A 17134-nucleotide genomic window follows, 5' to 3' on the forward strand; every position below is an offset into this window, starting at 1 on the left:
CAGCGAATCACCGGCCATTGTCCGGGGCGTCTTTGATATTCACGGTGGCGGTGACGGACATGCCCGGACGGATCTTGCCGCGCAGCGGGTTATCAGCCTTGAAGGTCAGTTTCACCGGAATCCGCTGCACGACCTTGGTGAAGTTGCCGGTGGCATTGTCCGGTGGCAGCAGGCTGAACTGTGCGCCTGAGGCCGCGAACAGGCTGTCGACCCGCGCTTCGATTGGTGTGTCGCCGTAGGCATCGAAGGTCAGCTCGGCTTTCTGCCCTGGTTGCATGTGGCCGATCTGGGTTTCCTTGAAGTTGGCCTGCACCCAGATGTCTTCGTCCGGGACGATCGACAGCAGGTAGGCGCCGGCCTGCACCACTTGGCCGTTACGGGCGGCGCGCTGGCCGACCAGGCCGCTGATCGGCGCGTGGATTTCGCTGCGGGTCAGGTTGAGTTCGGCTTGCGCCAGATCGGCGCGGGCGTTGGCGATCTGCGCGTCGAGGCGTTTGATCTCGGCGTTCAGGGCGTTGACCTGTTGGCGTTGACCCTGCGCGTCGGCCTGGGCCTTGGCCACTTGCGAGCGAGCAATGTGGGCGTCGGCGGAGAGGGTGGTCACGCGTTCTTCGGACACATAACCGGGTTTGCGCAGGGTTTCGGCGCGGGACAAATCCATCTGAGAGCGGCCAAGTGTCGCTTGGGTGGTCGCCACTTGCGCATCGCTGGCGGCGATCAGGCTCGATTGCTGGGTCAATTTGCTTTGCGCCTGCAGGCGCTCGGCTTCGCGGGTGGCGAGGGCGGCATTAGCGCGGTCGATGGCCAGGCGGAAATCGTTCGGCTCGAGGCGCACCAGCAACTGGCCTTTTTCCACGTGTTGATTGTCTTGCACCAGTACTTCATCGATGCGCGCGCTCAATTGGCTCGACACACGGGTAATTTCGCCCTGGACATAGGCGTTGTCGGTGCTTTCATAAAAGCGTCCCTTGAAAAACCAATGGGCGAAAAAGCCCCCGGCGATCAGCAGGACGAGCAGCAGGAAAATCAACAGGCGACGCTTGAGTTGGGCAGGCATGGGCAAACTGTAGTCGAGGAATTGTAAGGAAAGTTATCAGCAGGCGAATCTGGCATACAGTCGATAAACGGTAAATGCCATCCGCTGATATTTGCCCATTCACTACGGCTTACGGGCGTTCCAGACGCAAACTTGGCTTAAATGCCCTGCCCGCTGGAGCGGGGCGGGTGTCGCCTGTTACCATTCGCCGCTTGATCGTTTTGCTTTTCATTCTTTTCGAGACATGCCATGACCACCGTCCGCACTCGCATCGCGCCATCGCCTACCGGGGATCCCCACGTAGGTACCGCTTACATCGCATTGTTCAACTACTGCTTTGCCAAGCAGCATGGCGGTGAGTTCATCCTGCGCATCGAAGACACCGATCAGTTGCGTTCGACCCGCGAGTCCGAACAGCAGATCTTCGACGCCTTGCGCTGGCTGGGGATCGACTGGAGCGAAGGCCCGGACGTTGGCGGCCCGCACGGTCCATACCGGCAGAGTGAGCGCGGCGACATCTACCAGAAGTACTGCCAGCAACTGGTCGACATGGGCCATGCGTTCCCGTGCTTCTGCACCGCTGAAGAACTGGACCAGATGCGCGCCGAGCAAATGGCGCGCGGCGAAACCCCACGCTACGACGGCCGCGCGCTGCTGCTGTCGAAAGAAGAAGTCGCGTCCCGTCTGGCGGCTGGCGAACCCCACGTGATCCGCATGAAAGTGCCAAGCGAAGGCGTTTGCGTAGTGCCGGACATGCTCCGTGGCGACGTCGAGATTCCGTGGGATCGCATGGACATGCAAGTGCTGATGAAGACCGACGGCCTGCCGACGTACTTCCTCGCCAACGTCGTCGATGACCATCTGATGGGTATCACCCACGTCTTGCGTGGCGAAGAGTGGCTGCCATCGGCACCAAAACTGATTCTGCTGTACGAATACTTCGGCTGGGAACAACCCGAGCTGTGCTACATGCCGCTGCTGCGTAACCCGGACAAGAGCAAGCTGTCCAAGCGCAAGAACCCGACCTCGGTGACGTTCTACGAGCGTATGGGTTTCATGCCGGAAGCGATGCTCAACTACCTCGGTCGCATGGGCTGGTCGATGCCGGACGAGCGCGAGAAGTTCTCGCTGCAGGAAATGGTCGACAACTTCGACCTCAAGCGTGTCTCCCTCGGCGGGCCGATCTTCGACATCGAGAAGCTGTCGTGGCTCAACGGCCAGTGGTTGCGTGATCTGCCGGTGGAAGAGTTCGCCAGCCGCTTGCAGACCTGGGCGCTGAACCCGGAATACATGATGAAGATCGCGCCGCTGGTTCAGGGTCGCGTTGAAACCTTCAGCCAGGTTGCACCGCTGGGCGGGTTCTTCTTCGCCGGTGGCGTCAATCCGGATGCCAAGCTGTTCGAATCGAAGAAGCTTTCGGGCGATCAGGTTCGTCAGTTGATGCAGTTGATCCTGTGGAAGCTGGAAAGCCTGCGTCAGTGGGAGAAGGACAACATCACCGCGACGATTCAGGCCGTCGTCGAATCGCTGGAGTTGAAACTGCGTGATGCGATGCCGCTGATGTTTGCCGCGATCACCGGGCAGGCGAGTTCGGTGTCGGTGCTCGATGCCATGGAAATCATCGGCCCGGACCTGACCCGTTTCCGTCTGCGCCAGGCGATTGACCTGCTGGGCGGTGTGTCGAAGAAAGAAAACAAAGAGTGGGAAAAACTGCTGGGCGCCATCGCCTAAACGCTTGGCCCCTCTGTAGGAGCTGCCGCAGGCTGCGATCTTTTGATCTTGATCTTTAAACAGCAACGTCAAAAGATCGCAGCCTGCGGCAGCTCCTACAGGTCTTTGTGCTATCCCGAGTGCCGGATTTTCGGGGGGAGGGCGGTAAGTGATTGTTATGCCGACAAAAAACTTTGAAATATTTTAAAAATAAGTTTGACAGCCCTCCGATACGCCCTTAAGATTCGCCCCGTCCTCAGCGATGACATCAACGATGAGGGGCTATAGCTCAGCTGGGAGAGCGCTTGCATGGCATGCAAGAGGTCGACGGTTCGATCCCGTCTAGCTCCACCAATTTACACTTCGAAGCCTGGCCACACCGGCTCCGAAGCGATCAACACTCAGCGTTGATCAGTTGTATAGAAGGGTTTGCGTCCCCTTCGTCTAGTGGCCTAGGACACCGCCCTTTCACGGCGGTAACAGGGGTTCGAGTCCCCTAGGGGACGCCAGTTTTACAGAAGCGATGTTGCAAAATATCGCTCCGCCGCGAGGCGAAAAATCCGGGGCTATAGCTCAGCTGGGAGAGCGCCTGCATGGCATGCAGGAGGTCAGCGGTTCGATCCCGCTTAGCTCCACCAATTTTACAAGTTCAAGGTCTGGCCACACCGGCCTTGAATCGATCAGCTCTCAGCACTGATCAGTTGTATAGAAGGGTTTGTGTCCCCTTCGTCTAGTGGCCTAGGACACCGCCCTTTCACGGCGGTAACAGGGGTTCGAGTCCCCTAGGGGACGCCACGATTACCCGCTCTGCGGGATTTTATAAGGGTCATTCAATTATTGAATGGCCCTTTTGTTTGTCTGGCGTTTGGCCAATTCTCTTTTTTCCTTACACTGTGCTTCAGACCAGCGGTCATATCCTTGACTTGCAGAATATTATTATGCGAATAATATTCTAGTCGTAATATTCGGAGGCAACGATGAACGATAAAAAAGCTCAAACCCGCGAACGCATCCTCAAGGCTGCCAGCGCTGCACTGATTCAGCGCGGCCCGGCGGACCCTAGCGTGGGCGAAGTGATGGGCGCGGCCGGCCTCACGGTCGGTGGCTTCTATGCGCACTTCGAAAGCAAGGACGCGATGATGCTTGAGGCGTTCAAGCAGTTGCTCGGCCGCCGCCGCGACCTGATTGCCGACATGGACACCGAACTCACCGGCGAAGAGCGGCGAGCGCTGGTCGCTGCGTTCTACCTGTCGCGCAAGCATCGTGATTCCAGTGAGGCGGCATGCCCGATTCCGGCTTCTATCGGCGAATTGGGTCGTTTGCCTGAATCCTTCCGCATCGCGCTGAACGAACACCTGGAGTTGATGATTGCGCAGTTGGCGTCCAGTCCCGAGGACACCGACAAAGCCCTGGCCGACGTGGCCTTGATGGTGGGTGGTCTGGCGCTCGCCAGGGCGCTGGGCCCGGGAGATCTATCCGATCGATTGCTGCGCGCTGCCAAGTCGGCGGTGCGTTGACCTGAAGGCAACACGCCTGAGGAGAGAGCGATGAACACGTTGAAGTGGGTTCGTGGCGTTAATGGCACCTTGGGCTGGATTGCACCTAAACGGGTGGCGAGCAAAATGCGTCTGGCGTTCATGACGCCACGGTCGCTACCGCTAAGGGATTGGGAGTTGCCACTGCTGACCAGTTCCGAGCGCATCACCTTGCGCTTCGGTCTCTCCGCGCTGCGCTGGGGCCAAGGCCCGACCGTGCTGCTGATGCACGGCTGGGAAGGGCGGCCAACCCAGTTCGCCGCGCTGATCACGGCACTGGTCGATGCCGGTTACACCGTCGTCGCACTCGATGGTCCGGCTCACGGTCGTTCGCCGGGGCGTGAGGCCAATGTCGTGTTGTTCGCTCGGGCAATGCTCGAAGCCGCTGCCGAATTGCCGCCACTGCAAGCGGTTATCGGCCACTCCATGGGCGGCGCCAGCGCCATGCTCGCTGTACAACTGGGCTTGCGCACCGAAACCCTCGTCAGCATCGCCGCGCCTGCGCGAATTCTTGGGGTGCTGCGCGGTTTCGCGCGCTACGTCGGTATGCCGCCGCGAGCCCGTTCCGCCTTTATCCGCCAGGTCGAACAAGACGTTGGCATGCGCGCCGCTACGCTCGACGTTGCCCACTACCAACTGGATATGCCCGGCCTGATCGTGCATGCCGAGGACGACAACTTCGTCTCCGTCAAAGAGTCGCAACTGATCCACGAGTCCTGGTTCGACAGTCGCTTGCTGCGGCTTGAGGGCGGCGGCCATCAGCGTGTGCTGGCCGACCCTCGAGTGGTTGATGGCGTGTTATCACTGCTGGCAGGCCGCAGCCTGCAGGCGCGCCAATCGGCGTGAGCATCCGTTACACTGCCCCGGTTGAATAAATTGACCGGGAGTGGGGCATGGGCTGGGATCGGGCAACGCCGTTTACCATTGATCTGCAAGTAGGCGCCGAGGACATTGATGGGCTGGGCCACGCGAACAACGCGGTGTACGTGACCTGGCTGGAGCGTTGCGCATGGCGCCACTCGCAGCGTCTGGGCCTGGATCTGGTCGAGTATCGGCGACTGGATCGGGCGATGGCCGTGGTCCGTCACGAGATCGATTATCTCGCTGCGGCCTATGAAGGCGACGAACTGCAACTGGCGACCTGGATTGTCGATTGGGATCAGCGCCTGAAAATGACCCGACATTTCCAGCTCAAGCGCCCCAGCGACAACACCACGCTGTTGCGCGCGCAAACCACGTTTGTCTGCATCGAACTGTCCACGGGCAAGCCCAAGCGCATGCCGGCCGAGTTTATCGAAGGCTACGGCCCGGCAATCCTGACTCCAGCCTGACTCGATCCCTACAAGGTTTCTGCGAATTCTTGCGATATCCAGTAAACTGCCGCACGTTTTTCTTCAAGTAGTGTTTCCCCATGCAAATTGCTCTGGCGCCCATGGAGGGGTTGGTCGACGACATCCTCCGCGACGTGCTGACCCGCGTTGGCGGCATCGACTGGTGCGTGACCGAATTCATCCGGGTCAACGATCAGTTGCTCACGCCGGCCTATTTCCACAAGTTCGGTCCGGAACTGCTCAACGGCGCCCGCACCGCATCCGGTGTGCCATTGCGCGTGCAGTTGCTCGGTTCCGACCCGGTGTGCCTGGCGGAAAACGCGGCGCTGGCCTGTGAGCTCGGTTCTGAGGTCATTGACTTGAACTTCGGCTGCCCGGCCAAGACCGTTAACAAATCCCGTGGTGGTGCGGTCCTGCTCAAGGAGCCGGAACTGCTCAACCAGATCGTCGAACACGTGCGCCGTGCCGTGCCGGCGCATATTCCCGTCACCGCGAAAATGCGCCTGGGCTTCGACAGCCCGGACGGTTCGCTGGTCTGCGCCACGGCGCTGGCCGAGGGCGGCGCCGAACACATCGTGGTTCACGCCCGCACCAAAATGGATGGCTACAAACCGCCGGCGCATTGGGAATGGATTCCGCGCGTGCAGGACGTGGTCAAAGTCCCGGTGTTCGCCAACGGTGATATCTGGAGCGTGGACGACTGGCGTCGTTGCCGCGAAATCAGTGGTGTGGAAGACATCATGCTCGGTCGTGGTCTGGTGTCGCGCCCGGATCTGGCCAGGCAAATCGCTGCTGCTCGCGCCGGTGAAGAAGTGGTCGAGATGACCTGGGCCGAGCTGATGCCGCTGATTCAGGACTTCTGGCTGCAAGCCAAAGCGCAGATGACCGCGCGCCAATCGCCGGGCCGCTTGAAGCAATGGCTGGCCATGCTGACGCGCAATTATCCCGAGGCGACCGAGCTGTTTACCGTGCTGCGTCGCGAGACAGAACCGGATCACGTCTCGCGTTTGCTCGGTCTGCCGGTCTCCGAAGCGGCCTGAAAAAAATCTGCAAATACGCTCTTGAAATCATTTCAGCGGTCCCTATCTAAGGGTTACGCGATGCCGAATTCGGGTCGCGGAGACAAAAAAACTTGCTGATTTGTTTTCAGGAGATTTGAACCATGAGTACTGCATTTTCCCTCGCGCCACTGTTCCGTTCTTCGGTTGGTTTCGACCGTTTCAACGACCTGTTCGAAACCGCCCTGCGCAACGAGCCAGGCAGCACCTATCCACCTTACAACGTGGAAAAGCACGGTGATGACCAATACCGCATCGTCGTAGCGGCAGCCGGTTTCCAGGAAGAAGACCTGGAACTGCAAGTCGAGAAGGGTGTGCTGACCATCAGTGGTGGCAAGCGTGATGCCAACGAAGGCGTGACCTTCCTGCACCAGGGCATCGCCCAGCGTGCTTTCAAGCTGTCCTTCCGTCTGGCCGATCACATCGAGATCAAGGCTGCGGATCTGAAAAACGGTCTGCTGAGCATCGATCTGTTGCGAGTGATCCCGGAAGAAGCGAAAGCCAAACGCATCCCGATCAACGGGGTGGAGAAGCCGGTTCTGCAATAAGACCGAGCAATGAGAAGGGCGCCACTGGCGCCCTTTTTTGTGCCCGTCATTCGAGTAACACTTTTAGATCCTCCAGCGCTACCGGTCGACTGTGCAGATAACCCTGATACAAGTGACAACCCAAACCTTGCAGGAACGCGAGCTGCTCCGGCGTCTCCACGCCCTCGGCAATCACCTCCAGCTCCAGACTGCGCGCCATGGCAACAATTGCGCGGATAATCTCCGCGTCGTTCGGGTCGGTCGTTGCATCGCGGATAAACGACTGATCGATTTTCAGCGTGTCGACCGGCAGACGCTTGAGGTAAGTCAGCGACGAATAACCGGTGCCGAAGTCGTCCATGGCGAAACTCACGCCGAGCTTTTTCAGCCGGCGCATTTTGCTGATGGTGTCTTCCAGGTTCTGGATGACGATGCCTTCAGTGATTTCCAGTTTCAGCAGCGAGCAGGGCAGGCCGTGGCTGGTCATGCTGTGCTCGATGCGTTCGACGAAGTCGTTCTGGCGGAACTGCCGTGGACTGATGTTCACGCACAGGCTGAAATTCAGCGGGTCGACCCGTTTCTGCGCGATCAGTTGTTTGAAGGCATTGCAGGCTTCGTCGAGGATCCAGGTGCCGACTTCGAGAATCAGGCCGCTGTCCTCCAGCACTTTGATGAACTCGGTAGGGGACTGCGCGCCCAGTTCCGGGTGATTCCAGCGCACCAGGGCTTCGGCGCCGATGATGCGGTTGTCGCGGGCATCGACCTGCGGCTGAAAGTGCACGTTGAATTCACCACGCGACAGCGCCAGGCGCAGGTCGGTCTCCATGCGCAGCCGTTCGCTGGCCGCTTTCTGCATGGTGTTGTGGTACATCTGCGTGGTGTTGCGCCCGGAATCCTTGGCCCGGTACAGGGCAATGTCGGCGCGTTTGAGCAGGTCGGTCGGCGTTGAGCCGTGATCGGGGATCAGCGCCACGCCGATGCTCGGCGTCACTTGCAGGCGCTGGCCGTCGAGGAACATCGGTTCCGAGAGTAATTCGCGCAGGGTGTCGGCCAGATTGCGCACTTGTGCGCTGACGTCGTTGCGCGAGCCTTCAAGGCCACTGAGCAGCACGACAAACTCATCGCCACCGAGGCGCGCGACCGTGTCTTCCATGCGCACGCTGGCTTCGAGCCGCGCGGTGATGATTTTCAGTACCGTGTCGCCGACCGGATGGCCGAGGGAGTCATTGATGTGCTTGAAGTGATCGAGATCGAGAAACAGCAAGGCACCGCGCAGGTTGTGGCGCTTGAGCAGGGCGATCTGCTGGCTCAGGCGATCCATCAGCAAGGCGCGGTTGGGCAGGTTGGTCAGCGGGTCGTGATAGGCGAGGTGACGAATCTGCGCTTCGGCGTTTTTCAACAGACTGACGTCGCGCGCGGTCAGCAGCAGGCACGCCGTTTCATTGAGGGTGATGGGTTCCACTGACACTTCCACAGTCAGCAACTCGCCGCGCTTGTTGCGTCCGAGCATTTCCTGATGGTGCACGCGGCCCTTGATCTGCAGTTCAGCGAGTAACGCCGAGCGCTGTTTTTCCTCGGCCCAAATACCCACCTGATAAACGGTTTTGCCCACCACGTCCTCGGCGCGATAGCCGGTCAGACGGCAGAAGCCGTCGTTGACTTCCAGATAACGCCCGGTGTCGCGCTCGGTGATGGTGATCGCGTCGGGGCTGGAGTGAAACGCCTTGGCGAATTTTTCTTCACTGGCTTTCAGTGCCGCTTCCGAACGCTGCTGCTGGGTGATGTCCCGCAGGGTGGTGACGATGCACGGCTGATCGCCGACGCTGATCTGGCGGCTGGAGATTACGCAGGTCAGCGATTGGCCATCCTTGTGCTGAACGATGATCGCGACGTTGCTCAGGCCCTGTTCGCGAATCACTCGTTCAATGCGTTGCAGGCTTTTTGCCGAGGCGTCCCACAGGCCGATTTCTTCGGCGGTGCGGCCGATGACGTCGGTGGCGCTCCAGCCGAAAGTCTGGGTAAAGCTGTTATTGATTTCGATGAACTCGCCACTGTCCTGGCGGGTTACGCAGATCGGGTCGGGGCTGACCTGGAACAGCGTGGCGAATTTCTCTTCCGAGGCCACCAGCCGCTGTTCGCGTTCGACTTGGTCGGTGATGTCGAGCAGCGTGCCGGCCATGCGCAGCGGCGCGCCATTGTCGTCACGGTAGAGGCGGGCACGGCTTTCCAGATACCGTGAGCTGCCGTCCGGCAGTTGCACGCGATAGGTCAGCTGATAATTGCCCGCCGGGCCTTCGCGCAGGCTGCGGTAGGCGTCGCGCATGCTGTCGCGTTCCTCACCGGGCACGCCTTCGAAAAACTCTTCGAACGACTCATGAAACGGTTTCGGCTCCAGACCGTGCAGTTGCGCGGCCCGTGCCGAGCCGTAGAGCATGCCGCTGGGAATGTGCCAGTCCCAGGTGCCGAGCTGCGCCGAGTCCAGCGCCAGATCGAGGCGTTCCTGGCTGTCCTTCAAGGCGTGTTCGGCGGCTTTGCGTTCGGTGGTGTCGAGGAAGGTGCTGAGCAGATACGGCTGGCCTTCGAGCTCAACTTTCTGCGCACTGAGAATGCCATCGTGAATCTGCCCGTTACTGGCGCGAAACTGCACCTCCATGCTGATCAATTCGCCCTTGGCCTTGGTCTTCTTGACCAGTTCGCCGCGTTGCTCCGGATGCACCCACAAGCCCAGTTCCAGCGTGGTACGCCCGATGGCGCTCTGTACCGGCCAGCCAAACAGGCTTTCAAAATATTGATTGGCTTCGCTGATCAAGCCGTCTTCCTGACGGGTCAGCAAGACCATGTTCGGACACAGGTGAAAAAGTGTCGCGAAACGTTTCTCCGAGCTGCTCAGGGCCTGTTCGCGTTGGCGCTGGTGGGTGATTTCACGAATCACCCCGATCATTCGGGGGCGGCCGTTTTTATCCGGCAACAAGCTGCCGCTGATCTCCAGCCAGTGCAGGCTGCCGTCAGGCCAGCGGATACGGTGGTGCATCGCTTGTTCCAGCGGCGCCCCGGCAATCACCGCGTGGAAGGCGCGAACGGTTTTCGCCCGGTCTTCCGGCGGCAGCAGGTCGAGGTATTCCAGGTCTTCGGGCAGCGGTTGCCGAGGATCGAAGCCGAACAATGCCTGGGTGCCGCGTGACCAACTGATCTGCCCACGCTCGATATCCCAATACCAGGCGCCGAGCCGTGCGCCGTTGAGTGCTGCCAGCAATTGCGGCGCACTCTCCCAGCTCTGCTCGGAATGTCGCGGGTCAATCGCCTGAATACGCGGCATCGGCGGAATACGGTCAACAGATTTCGGCATTGTGGACAGGCCTTGAGCTGATGGTGGCGTTAGGCACAGGGGTAGCGGCTCTATAGGAGTAGCACAAGTTGGCCTTAAGTCCCTGGCAGATCGATTTGTGCATCCAGCAAGGCCATAAACGCTCTTGCCGCATTCGATAGCGTCCGTTCAGTGTGCAAGATATAGCCTAGCTGGCGACTGAGCTGTATGCCCGGCAATACGATGCTCGCCACCTGTTCGTCGAGCATGGTGCGTGGCAAAACACTCCAGGCCAGACCGATGGAGACCATCATCTTGATGGTTTCCAGGTAGTTGGTGCTCATGGCGATGTTCGGCGTCAGTCCCTGGGCCTCGAACAAGCGTTGGACAATATGGTGGGTAAAGGTGTTGCCGCCGGGGAAAACTGCCGGATGACCGGCAATGTCCGCCAGACTGACGGCACCGTTATTGATCAGCGAATGCTCGGGGGCGACCACGAAATCCAGCGGGTCGTCCCACACGGGCGTGGCTTTGACCAGTGCGTGAGGCTCCGGCGCCAGGGTGATGACCGCCAGTTCAGCGCGGCCATGAAGAATTTCTTCGTAGGCCACTTCCGAATCGAGGAACTGAATATCCAGCGCCACCTGTGGGTAGCGGCGGGTGAATTCCCTTAATAACGGTGGCAAACGGTGCAAACCGATGTGGTGACTGGTGGCCAGCGTCAGCCTGCCGCTGACTTCGCCGGTCAGATTGGTCAGGGCACGACGGGTGTCATCCAGTACGTTGAGAATTTGATAAGCCCGCGGCAGCAGGGCGCGGCCGGCCTCGGTCAGGCCGACTTCACGACCGAGTCGATCGAACAGGCGCACCTTCAATTGCTGCTCCAGCCCGGCGATGCGTTTGCTGATCGCCGGCTGTGTCAGGTGCAAGCGTTCGCCGGCGCCGGAGAAGCTGCCGGTCTCGGCAATCGCGATAAAAGCGTTGAGATTGGCCAGATCCATGTTCGTATTCCAGTTGGTTATCCAAAGCATAAAAAATATGAATTTGAGTTATTTAATCTAACCCCATAGGATCGGCCTCACAAGCCAAAGGGTTATTGAAAAGCCCAGGGCATAGAAACAAGCTGATGAGGAACCGTCTGATGGCCGGCAAAACGCTCTACGACAAGCTCTGGGATTCGCATTTGGTCAAGCAGCGCGACGATGGCTCTGCGTTGATCTACATCGATCGTCACATCATCCACGAAGTGACCTCGCCGCAAGCCTTCGAAGGCCTGCGTCTGGCCGGGCGCAAGCCTTGGCGCATCGATGCCAACATCGCGACCCCGGACCACAACGTACCGACCACGCCAGAGCGCAAGGGCGGCATCGAAGCCATTGCCGATCAGGTTTCGCGTTTGCAGGTTCAGACCCTCGACGACAACTGCGATGAATACGGCATCGTCGAATTCAAGATGAACGACGTTCGCCAGGGCATTGTCCACGTGATCAGCCCGGAGCAGGGCGCGACCTTGCCAGGCATGACCGTGGTCTGCGGCGACTCGCACACCTCGACCCACGGCGCGTTCGGCGCTTTGGCTCACGGTATCGGCACTTCCGAGGTCGAGCATGTGCTCGCCACCCAGTGCCTGGTCGCCAAGAAAATGAAAAACATGCTGGTGCGCGTTGAAGGGCAATTGCCGTTCGGCGTGACCGCCAAGGACATCGTCCTCGCGGTGATCGGCAAGATCGGCACCGCCGGCGGTAACGGCCACGCCATCGAATTCGCTGGCAGCGCGATCCGCGACTTGTCCGTCGAAGGCCGCATGACCATCTGCAACATGTCCATCGAGGCCGGCGCCCGCGTTGGCTTGGTCGCAGCGGATCAGAAGACGGTCGACTACGTGAAGGGCCGTCCATTCGCCCCGAAAGGCGCGGAGTGGGACATGGCCGTCGAAGCCTGGAAAGATCTGGTTTCCGACGCTGATGCCAAATTCGACACCGTGGTTGAACTCGACGCCGCACAGATCAAGCCGCAAGTCAGCTGGGGCACTTCGCCCGAGATGGTTCTGGCCGTTGATCAGAACGTGCCGGACCCGGCCAAAGAGATGGATCTGGTCAAGCGCGACTCGATCGTCCGCGCCCTGAAGTACATGGGTTTGACCGCCAATCAGGCGATCACCGACATTCAGCTGGATCGCGTGTTCATCGGTTCCTGCACCAACTCGCGGATTGAAGATTTGCGCGCTGCAGCCGTGATTGCCAAGGGCCGCAAAGTTGCCTCGACCATCAAACAGGCGATCGTGGTGCCGGGCTCGGGTCTGGTCAAGGCGCAAGCCGAAGCCGAAGGCCTCGACAAAATTTTCCTTGAAGCCGGTTTCGAATGGCGTGAGCCGGGCTGCTCGATGTGCCTGGCGATGAACCCGGACCGTTTGGAGTCCGGCGAGCATTGCGCCTCGACCTCCAACCGTAACTTCGAAGGCCGTCAGGGCGCCGGTGGCCGTACCCACCTCGTCAGCCCGGCCATGGCGGCAGCGGCAGCGGTGAACGGTCGTTTCATCGACGTTCGTGAATTGATCTAAAGGAGCGCAGCATGAAAGCTTTTACCCAGCACACTGGTCTTGTCGCGCCTTTGGATCGTGCCAACGTCGACACCGACCAGATCATTCCGAAGCAGTTCTTGAAGTCGATCAAGCGCACCGGTTTCGGTCCGAACCTGTTCGACGAGTGGCGTTACCTCGATGTCGGCCAGCCGTATCAGGACAACTCCAAGCGTCCGCTGAACAAGGACTTCGTCCTCAACGCCGAGCGTTATCAGGGCGCCAGCGTATTGCTCGCCCGCGAAAACTTCGGTTGCGGCTCCAGCCGTGAACACGCGCCGTGGGCGCTGGAAGAATATGGTTTCCGCAGCATCATCGCGCCGAGCTATGCCGACATCTTCTTTAACAACAGCTTCAAGAACGGTTTGCTGCCGATCATCTTGAGCGACGCTGAAGTCGATGAGTTGTTCAAGCAGGTCGAGGCCGAGCCGGGTTATCAACTGCAGGTCGATCTGCAGGCGCAGACCGTGACCCGCCCGGATGGCAAGGTGTACAGCTTTGAAATCGATGCGTTCCGCAAGCACTGCTTGTTGAACGGTCTGGACGATATCGGCCTGACCTTGCAGGACGGCGATGCGATTGCCGCGTTTGAGGCCAAGCATCGGGTGAGCCAGCCGTGGTTGTTCCGCGACGCGTGATTTGTGTATGGCGAATGACGCCATCGCGAGCAGGCTCACTCCTACATTTGAAATGCGTTCCCCTGTAGGAGTGAGCCTGCTCGCGATGAGGCCCTCAAAAAGCACCACAAGACTCACCCCAAAAAGGAAGTCCCCATGACCAGCACCGCCCAGCACACTCAGGTCGTACAAAAGCAATTCGGTGAACAGGCCGCCGCCTACCTGAGCAGCGCCGTTCACGCGCAAGGCACTGAATTCGCACTCCTACAAGCTGAGTTGGCCGGGCAGGGCGAGGCGCGAGTTCTGGATCTGGGTTGCGGTGCCGGTCACGTCAGTTTCCATGTCGCACCGCTGGTCAAGGAAGTGGTGGCTTATGACCTGTCGCAGCAGATGCTCGACGTGGTCGCCGCCGCTGCCGTTGATCGCGGCATGAGCAACATTGCCACAGTCAACGGCGCCGCCGAGCGTCTGCCGTTTGCTGACGGCGAGTTCGACTTTGTGTTCAGCCGTTATTCGGCGCATCACTGGAGCGATCTCGGTGTGGCCCTGCGTGAAGTGCGCCGGGTGCTGAAACCGGGTGGGGTGGCGGCGTTCGTTGACGTGTTGTCACCGGGCAGTCCGTTGTTCGACACTTACCTGCAAAGCGTCGAAGTACTGCGCGACACCAGCCATGTCCGCGATTATTCTGCCGCCGAATGGCTGCGTCAGGTCAGCGAGGCCGGTTTGCACGTGCGCAGTACCACGCGGCAGCGCCTGCGTCTGGAGTACAGCAGTTGGGTTGAACGCATGCGCACGCCTGAAGTGTTGCGCGCGGCGATCCGCCAGTTGCAGCAGTCGATGGGCAACGAAGTGCGCGAATATTTTGAGATTGATGCCGATGGCTCGTTCAGTACAGATGTCATCGTGCTGATGGCCGAGAAATAACAAATTTTCCGGGCGTGCCGGTAAAGGCGCACCGACTGAAGACACGAGGAAAGCATGAGCAAGCAGATTCTGATTCTCCCAGGTGACGGTATTGGTCCGGAAATCATGGCCGAAGCGGTCAAGGTGCTGGAACTGGCCAACGACAAGTACAGCCTGGGCTTCGAGCTGAGCCATGACGTGATCGGTGGCGCCGCCATCGACAAGCACGGCGTGCCGCTGGCCGACGAAACTCTCGACCGTGCCCGCGCTGCCGATGCCGTGCTGCTGGGCGCCGTCGGTGGCCCGAAATGGGACACCATCGAGCGTGACATCCGCCCTGAGCGCGGCCTGCTGAAAATCCGCGCGCAACTGGGTCTGTTCGGCAACCTGCGCCCGGCGATCCTGTATCCGCAGCTGGCCGACGCTTCGAGCCTGAAGCCGGAAATCGTTGCCGGTCTGGACATCCTGATCGTCCGTGAGCTGACCGGTGGCATCTACTTCGGCGCGCCGCGCGGCACGCGTACCCTGGAAAACGGCGAGCGTCAGTCCTATGACACGCTGCCGTACAGCGAAAGCGAAATCCGCCGCATCGCCCGTGTCGGTTTCGACATGGCCATGGTTCGCGGCAAGAAGCTCTGCTCGGTGGACAAGGCCAACGTGCTGGCGTCCAGCCAACTGTGGCGTGAAGTGGTCGAACAAGTTGCAAAAGACTATCCAGAAGTCGAACTGAGCCACATGTACGTCGACAACGCTGCGATGCAACTGGTGCGCGCACCGAAGCAGTTCGACGTGATCGTCACCGACAACATGTTCGGCGACATTCTGTCCGACGAAGCGTCGATGCTCACCGGTTCCATCGGCATGCTGCCGTCGGCCTCGCTGGATTCGAACAACAAGGGTATGTACGAGCCTTGCCACGGCTCGGCGCCGGACATCGCCGGCAAAGGCATTGCCAACCCGTTGGCGACCATTCTGTCGGTGTCGATGATGCTGCGTTACAGCTTCAATCTGCACGACGCCGCCGATGCCATCGAAAAAGCCGTCAGCGTTGTGCTTGATCAAGGTTTGCGCACCGGCGACATCTATTCGGCCGGTTGCACCAAAGTCGGTACGCAGGAAATGGGCGACGCAGTAGTCGCCGCGCTGCGGAATCTGTAATCTCTCGGGCCCGCTGCGAAATTCAATACAAAGCAGCGGCCCACTTTTCAAGAAGGTGTAGTTGCGATGAAACGTGTAGGTCTGATCGGTTGGCGCGGGATGGTCGGTTCCGTGCTCATGCAGCGGATGCTGGAAGAGCAGGATTTCGATCTAATCGAGCCGGTGTTTTTCACCACCTCCAACGTCGGTGGCCAAGGCCCGTCCGTGGGCAAGGACATTGCTCCGCTCAAGGATGCTTACAGCATTGACGAGCTGAAGACCCTCGACGTGATTCTGACCTGCCAGGGCGGCGACTACACCAGCGAAGTGTTCCCGAAGCTGCGCGAAGCCGGCTGGCAGGGTTACTGGATCGACGCGGCGTCGAGCCTGCGCATGAACGATGACGCGGTGATCATTCTTGATCCGGTCAACCGCAAGGTCATCGACCAGCAACTCGACGCGGGCACCAAAAACTACATCGGCGGCAACTGCACCGTCAGCCTGATGCTGATGGGCCTGGGTGGCCTGTTCGAAGCCGGTCTGGTCGAGTGGATGAGCGCCATGACCTATCAGGCGGCCTCCGGTGCCGGCGCGCAGAACATGCGTGAACTGATCAAGCAAATGGGCGCAACCCACGCCGCTGTCGCCGATCAACTGGCTGATCCGGCCAGCGCGATCCTCGACATCGACCGTCGTGTGGCCGACGCCATGCGCAGCGAAGCGTACCCGACCGAAAACTTCGGCGTACCGCTGGCCGGCAGCCTGATCCCGTGGATCGACAAGGAACTGCCGAACGGCCAGAGCCGCGAAGAGTGGAAAGCTCAGGCCGAGACCAACAAAATCCTCGGTCGCTTCAAGAGCCCGATCCCGGTCGACGGCATCTGCGTGCGCATCGGCGCCATGCGTTGCCACAGCCAGGCGCTGACCATCAAGCTGAACAAAGACGTGCCGATCGCCGATATCGAAGGGCTGATCAGCCAGCACAACCCTTGGGTCAAACTGGTACCGAACCAGCGCGAGATCAGCATGCAGGAGCTGAGCCCGACCAAGGTCACCGGCACCCTGAATGTTCCGGTAGGTCGTCTGCGCAAGCTGAACATGGGTTCGCAATTCGTCGGTGCCTTCACCGTCGGCGACCAACTGCTGTGGGGCGCGGCCGAACCGCTGCGCCGCATGTTGCGGATTTTGCTGGAGCGTTGATCGCTTGAAGCAATGAGAGAGCCCGTGCCTTGTGAGAGGTGCGGGTTTTTTTATGCCTGAAATTTTTCGGGTGACTGTGCCGGCCTCTTCGCGAGCAGGCTCGCTCCCACTTTGAAATGCATTCCCCTGTGGGAGCGAGCCTGCTCGCGAAGAGGCCGGTACAGCGACCACAAATGCTGGGCAGAAATTGCCTGTGCG

Annotated in this window: 14 protein-coding genes and 4 tRNA genes; 15 read left to right on the plus strand and 3 right to left on the minus strand. The window is 59.9% G+C overall.

Features of this window, described 5'->3' with window-relative positions; genetic code table 11:
- Positions 1-7 precede the first annotated feature (7 nt).
- A complete protein-coding gene (locus P3G59_RS10210; RefSeq protein ID WP_277761427.1) occupies positions 8-1057 on the minus strand; it encodes an HlyD family secretion protein in 1050 nt (349 codons plus the stop codon).
- 228 nt (positions 1058-1285) lie between these two features.
- On the opposite strand from P3G59_RS10210, the gene gltX reads away from it, so the two are divergent.
- The 10 genes from gltX (at position 1286) to P3G59_RS10260 (ending at position 7218) form a co-directional block, all read left to right on the plus strand.
- Positions 1286-2767 (plus strand): glutamate--tRNA ligase, encoded by a 1482-nt coding sequence (gene gltX, locus P3G59_RS10215; protein WP_242208497.1) that lies wholly within the window; start codon positions 1286-1288, stop codon positions 2765-2767.
- 257 nt (positions 2768-3024) lie between these two features.
- Positions 3025-3100 (plus strand) — tRNA-Ala (locus tag P3G59_RS10220).
- Positions 3101-3179: 79 nt separating this feature from the next.
- Positions 3180-3255, plus strand: a tRNA-Glu gene (locus tag P3G59_RS10225).
- 53 nt (positions 3256-3308) lie between these two features.
- A tRNA-Ala gene (locus P3G59_RS10230) sits at positions 3309-3384 on the plus strand.
- An 81-nt stretch (positions 3385-3465) separates the two neighbouring features.
- Positions 3466-3541: transfer RNA gene (locus tag P3G59_RS10235), tRNA-Glu, on the plus strand.
- Between the two features lie 182 nt (positions 3542-3723).
- On the plus strand, positions 3724-4263 hold the full coding sequence (locus tag P3G59_RS10240; RefSeq protein ID WP_201227177.1) for a TetR/AcrR family transcriptional regulator: 540 nt from the start codon (positions 3724-3726) through the stop codon (positions 4261-4263).
- A 30-nt stretch (positions 4264-4293) separates the two neighbouring features.
- Positions 4294-5127 (plus strand): alpha/beta fold hydrolase, encoded by an 834-nt coding sequence (locus P3G59_RS10245; RefSeq protein WP_277761428.1) that lies wholly within the window; start codon positions 4294-4296, stop codon positions 5125-5127.
- 47 nt (positions 5128-5174) lie between these two features.
- Complete coding sequence (locus P3G59_RS10250) at positions 5175-5612, plus strand: thioesterase family protein (protein WP_277761429.1); 438 nt, start codon at positions 5175-5177, stop codon at positions 5610-5612.
- A gap of 80 nt (positions 5613-5692) precedes the next feature.
- Positions 5693-6652 (plus strand): tRNA-dihydrouridine synthase, encoded by a 960-nt coding sequence (locus tag P3G59_RS10255; RefSeq protein ID WP_277761430.1) that lies wholly within the window; start codon positions 5693-5695, stop codon positions 6650-6652.
- Between the two features lie 122 nt (positions 6653-6774).
- Positions 6775-7218 carry an Hsp20 family protein gene (locus P3G59_RS10260; RefSeq protein WP_277761431.1) on the plus strand — a complete coding sequence of 148 codons (444 nt, stop codon included), beginning with the start codon at positions 6775-6777 and terminating at the stop codon, positions 7216-7218.
- Positions 7219-7264: 46 nt separating this feature from the next.
- Here the strand turns inward: P3G59_RS10260 and P3G59_RS10265 are convergent, their stop codons facing one another.
- Together P3G59_RS10265 and P3G59_RS10270 are read right to left on the minus strand one after the other, a co-directional pair.
- Positions 7265-10543, minus strand: coding sequence for a PAS domain S-box protein (locus P3G59_RS10265; protein ID WP_277761432.1), 3279 nt, complete (start codon positions 10541-10543; stop codon positions 7265-7267).
- Between the two features lie 74 nt (positions 10544-10617).
- On the minus strand, positions 10618-11502 hold the full coding sequence (locus P3G59_RS10270; protein WP_220558417.1) for a LysR family transcriptional regulator: 885 nt from the start codon (positions 11500-11502) through the stop codon (positions 10618-10620).
- A 140-nt stretch (positions 11503-11642) separates the two neighbouring features.
- Between P3G59_RS10270 and leuC the strand changes: the two genes are divergently transcribed.
- The 5 genes from leuC to asd all read left to right on the plus strand — a co-directional run bounded on the left by leuC (position 11643) and on the right by asd (position 16936).
- A complete protein-coding gene (leuC, locus tag P3G59_RS10275) occupies positions 11643-13061 on the plus strand; it encodes a 3-isopropylmalate dehydratase large subunit (protein WP_016984527.1) in 1419 nt (472 codons plus the stop codon).
- Between the two features lie 11 nt (positions 13062-13072).
- Positions 13073-13717 (plus strand): 3-isopropylmalate dehydratase small subunit, encoded by a 645-nt coding sequence (gene leuD / locus P3G59_RS10280; RefSeq protein ID WP_250607291.1) that lies wholly within the window; start codon positions 13073-13075, stop codon positions 13715-13717.
- Between the two features lie 135 nt (positions 13718-13852).
- On the plus strand, positions 13853-14620 hold the full coding sequence (locus tag P3G59_RS10285) for a class I SAM-dependent methyltransferase (RefSeq protein WP_277761433.1): 768 nt from the start codon (positions 13853-13855) through the stop codon (positions 14618-14620).
- 54 nt (positions 14621-14674) lie between these two features.
- On the plus strand, positions 14675-15757 hold the full coding sequence (gene leuB / locus P3G59_RS10290; RefSeq protein ID WP_003226430.1) for a 3-isopropylmalate dehydrogenase: 1083 nt from the start codon (positions 14675-14677) through the stop codon (positions 15755-15757).
- A 66-nt stretch (positions 15758-15823) separates the two neighbouring features.
- On the plus strand, positions 15824-16936 hold the full coding sequence (asd, locus tag P3G59_RS10295; protein ID WP_007913448.1) for an aspartate-semialdehyde dehydrogenase: 1113 nt from the start codon (positions 15824-15826) through the stop codon (positions 16934-16936).
- The last annotated feature ends 198 nt before the right edge of the window (positions 16937-17134 follow it).

It is taken from the genome of Pseudomonas sp. A34-9 (assembly GCF_029543085.1).
GTDB lineage: Bacteria > Pseudomonadota > Gammaproteobacteria > Pseudomonadales > Pseudomonadaceae > Aquipseudomonas.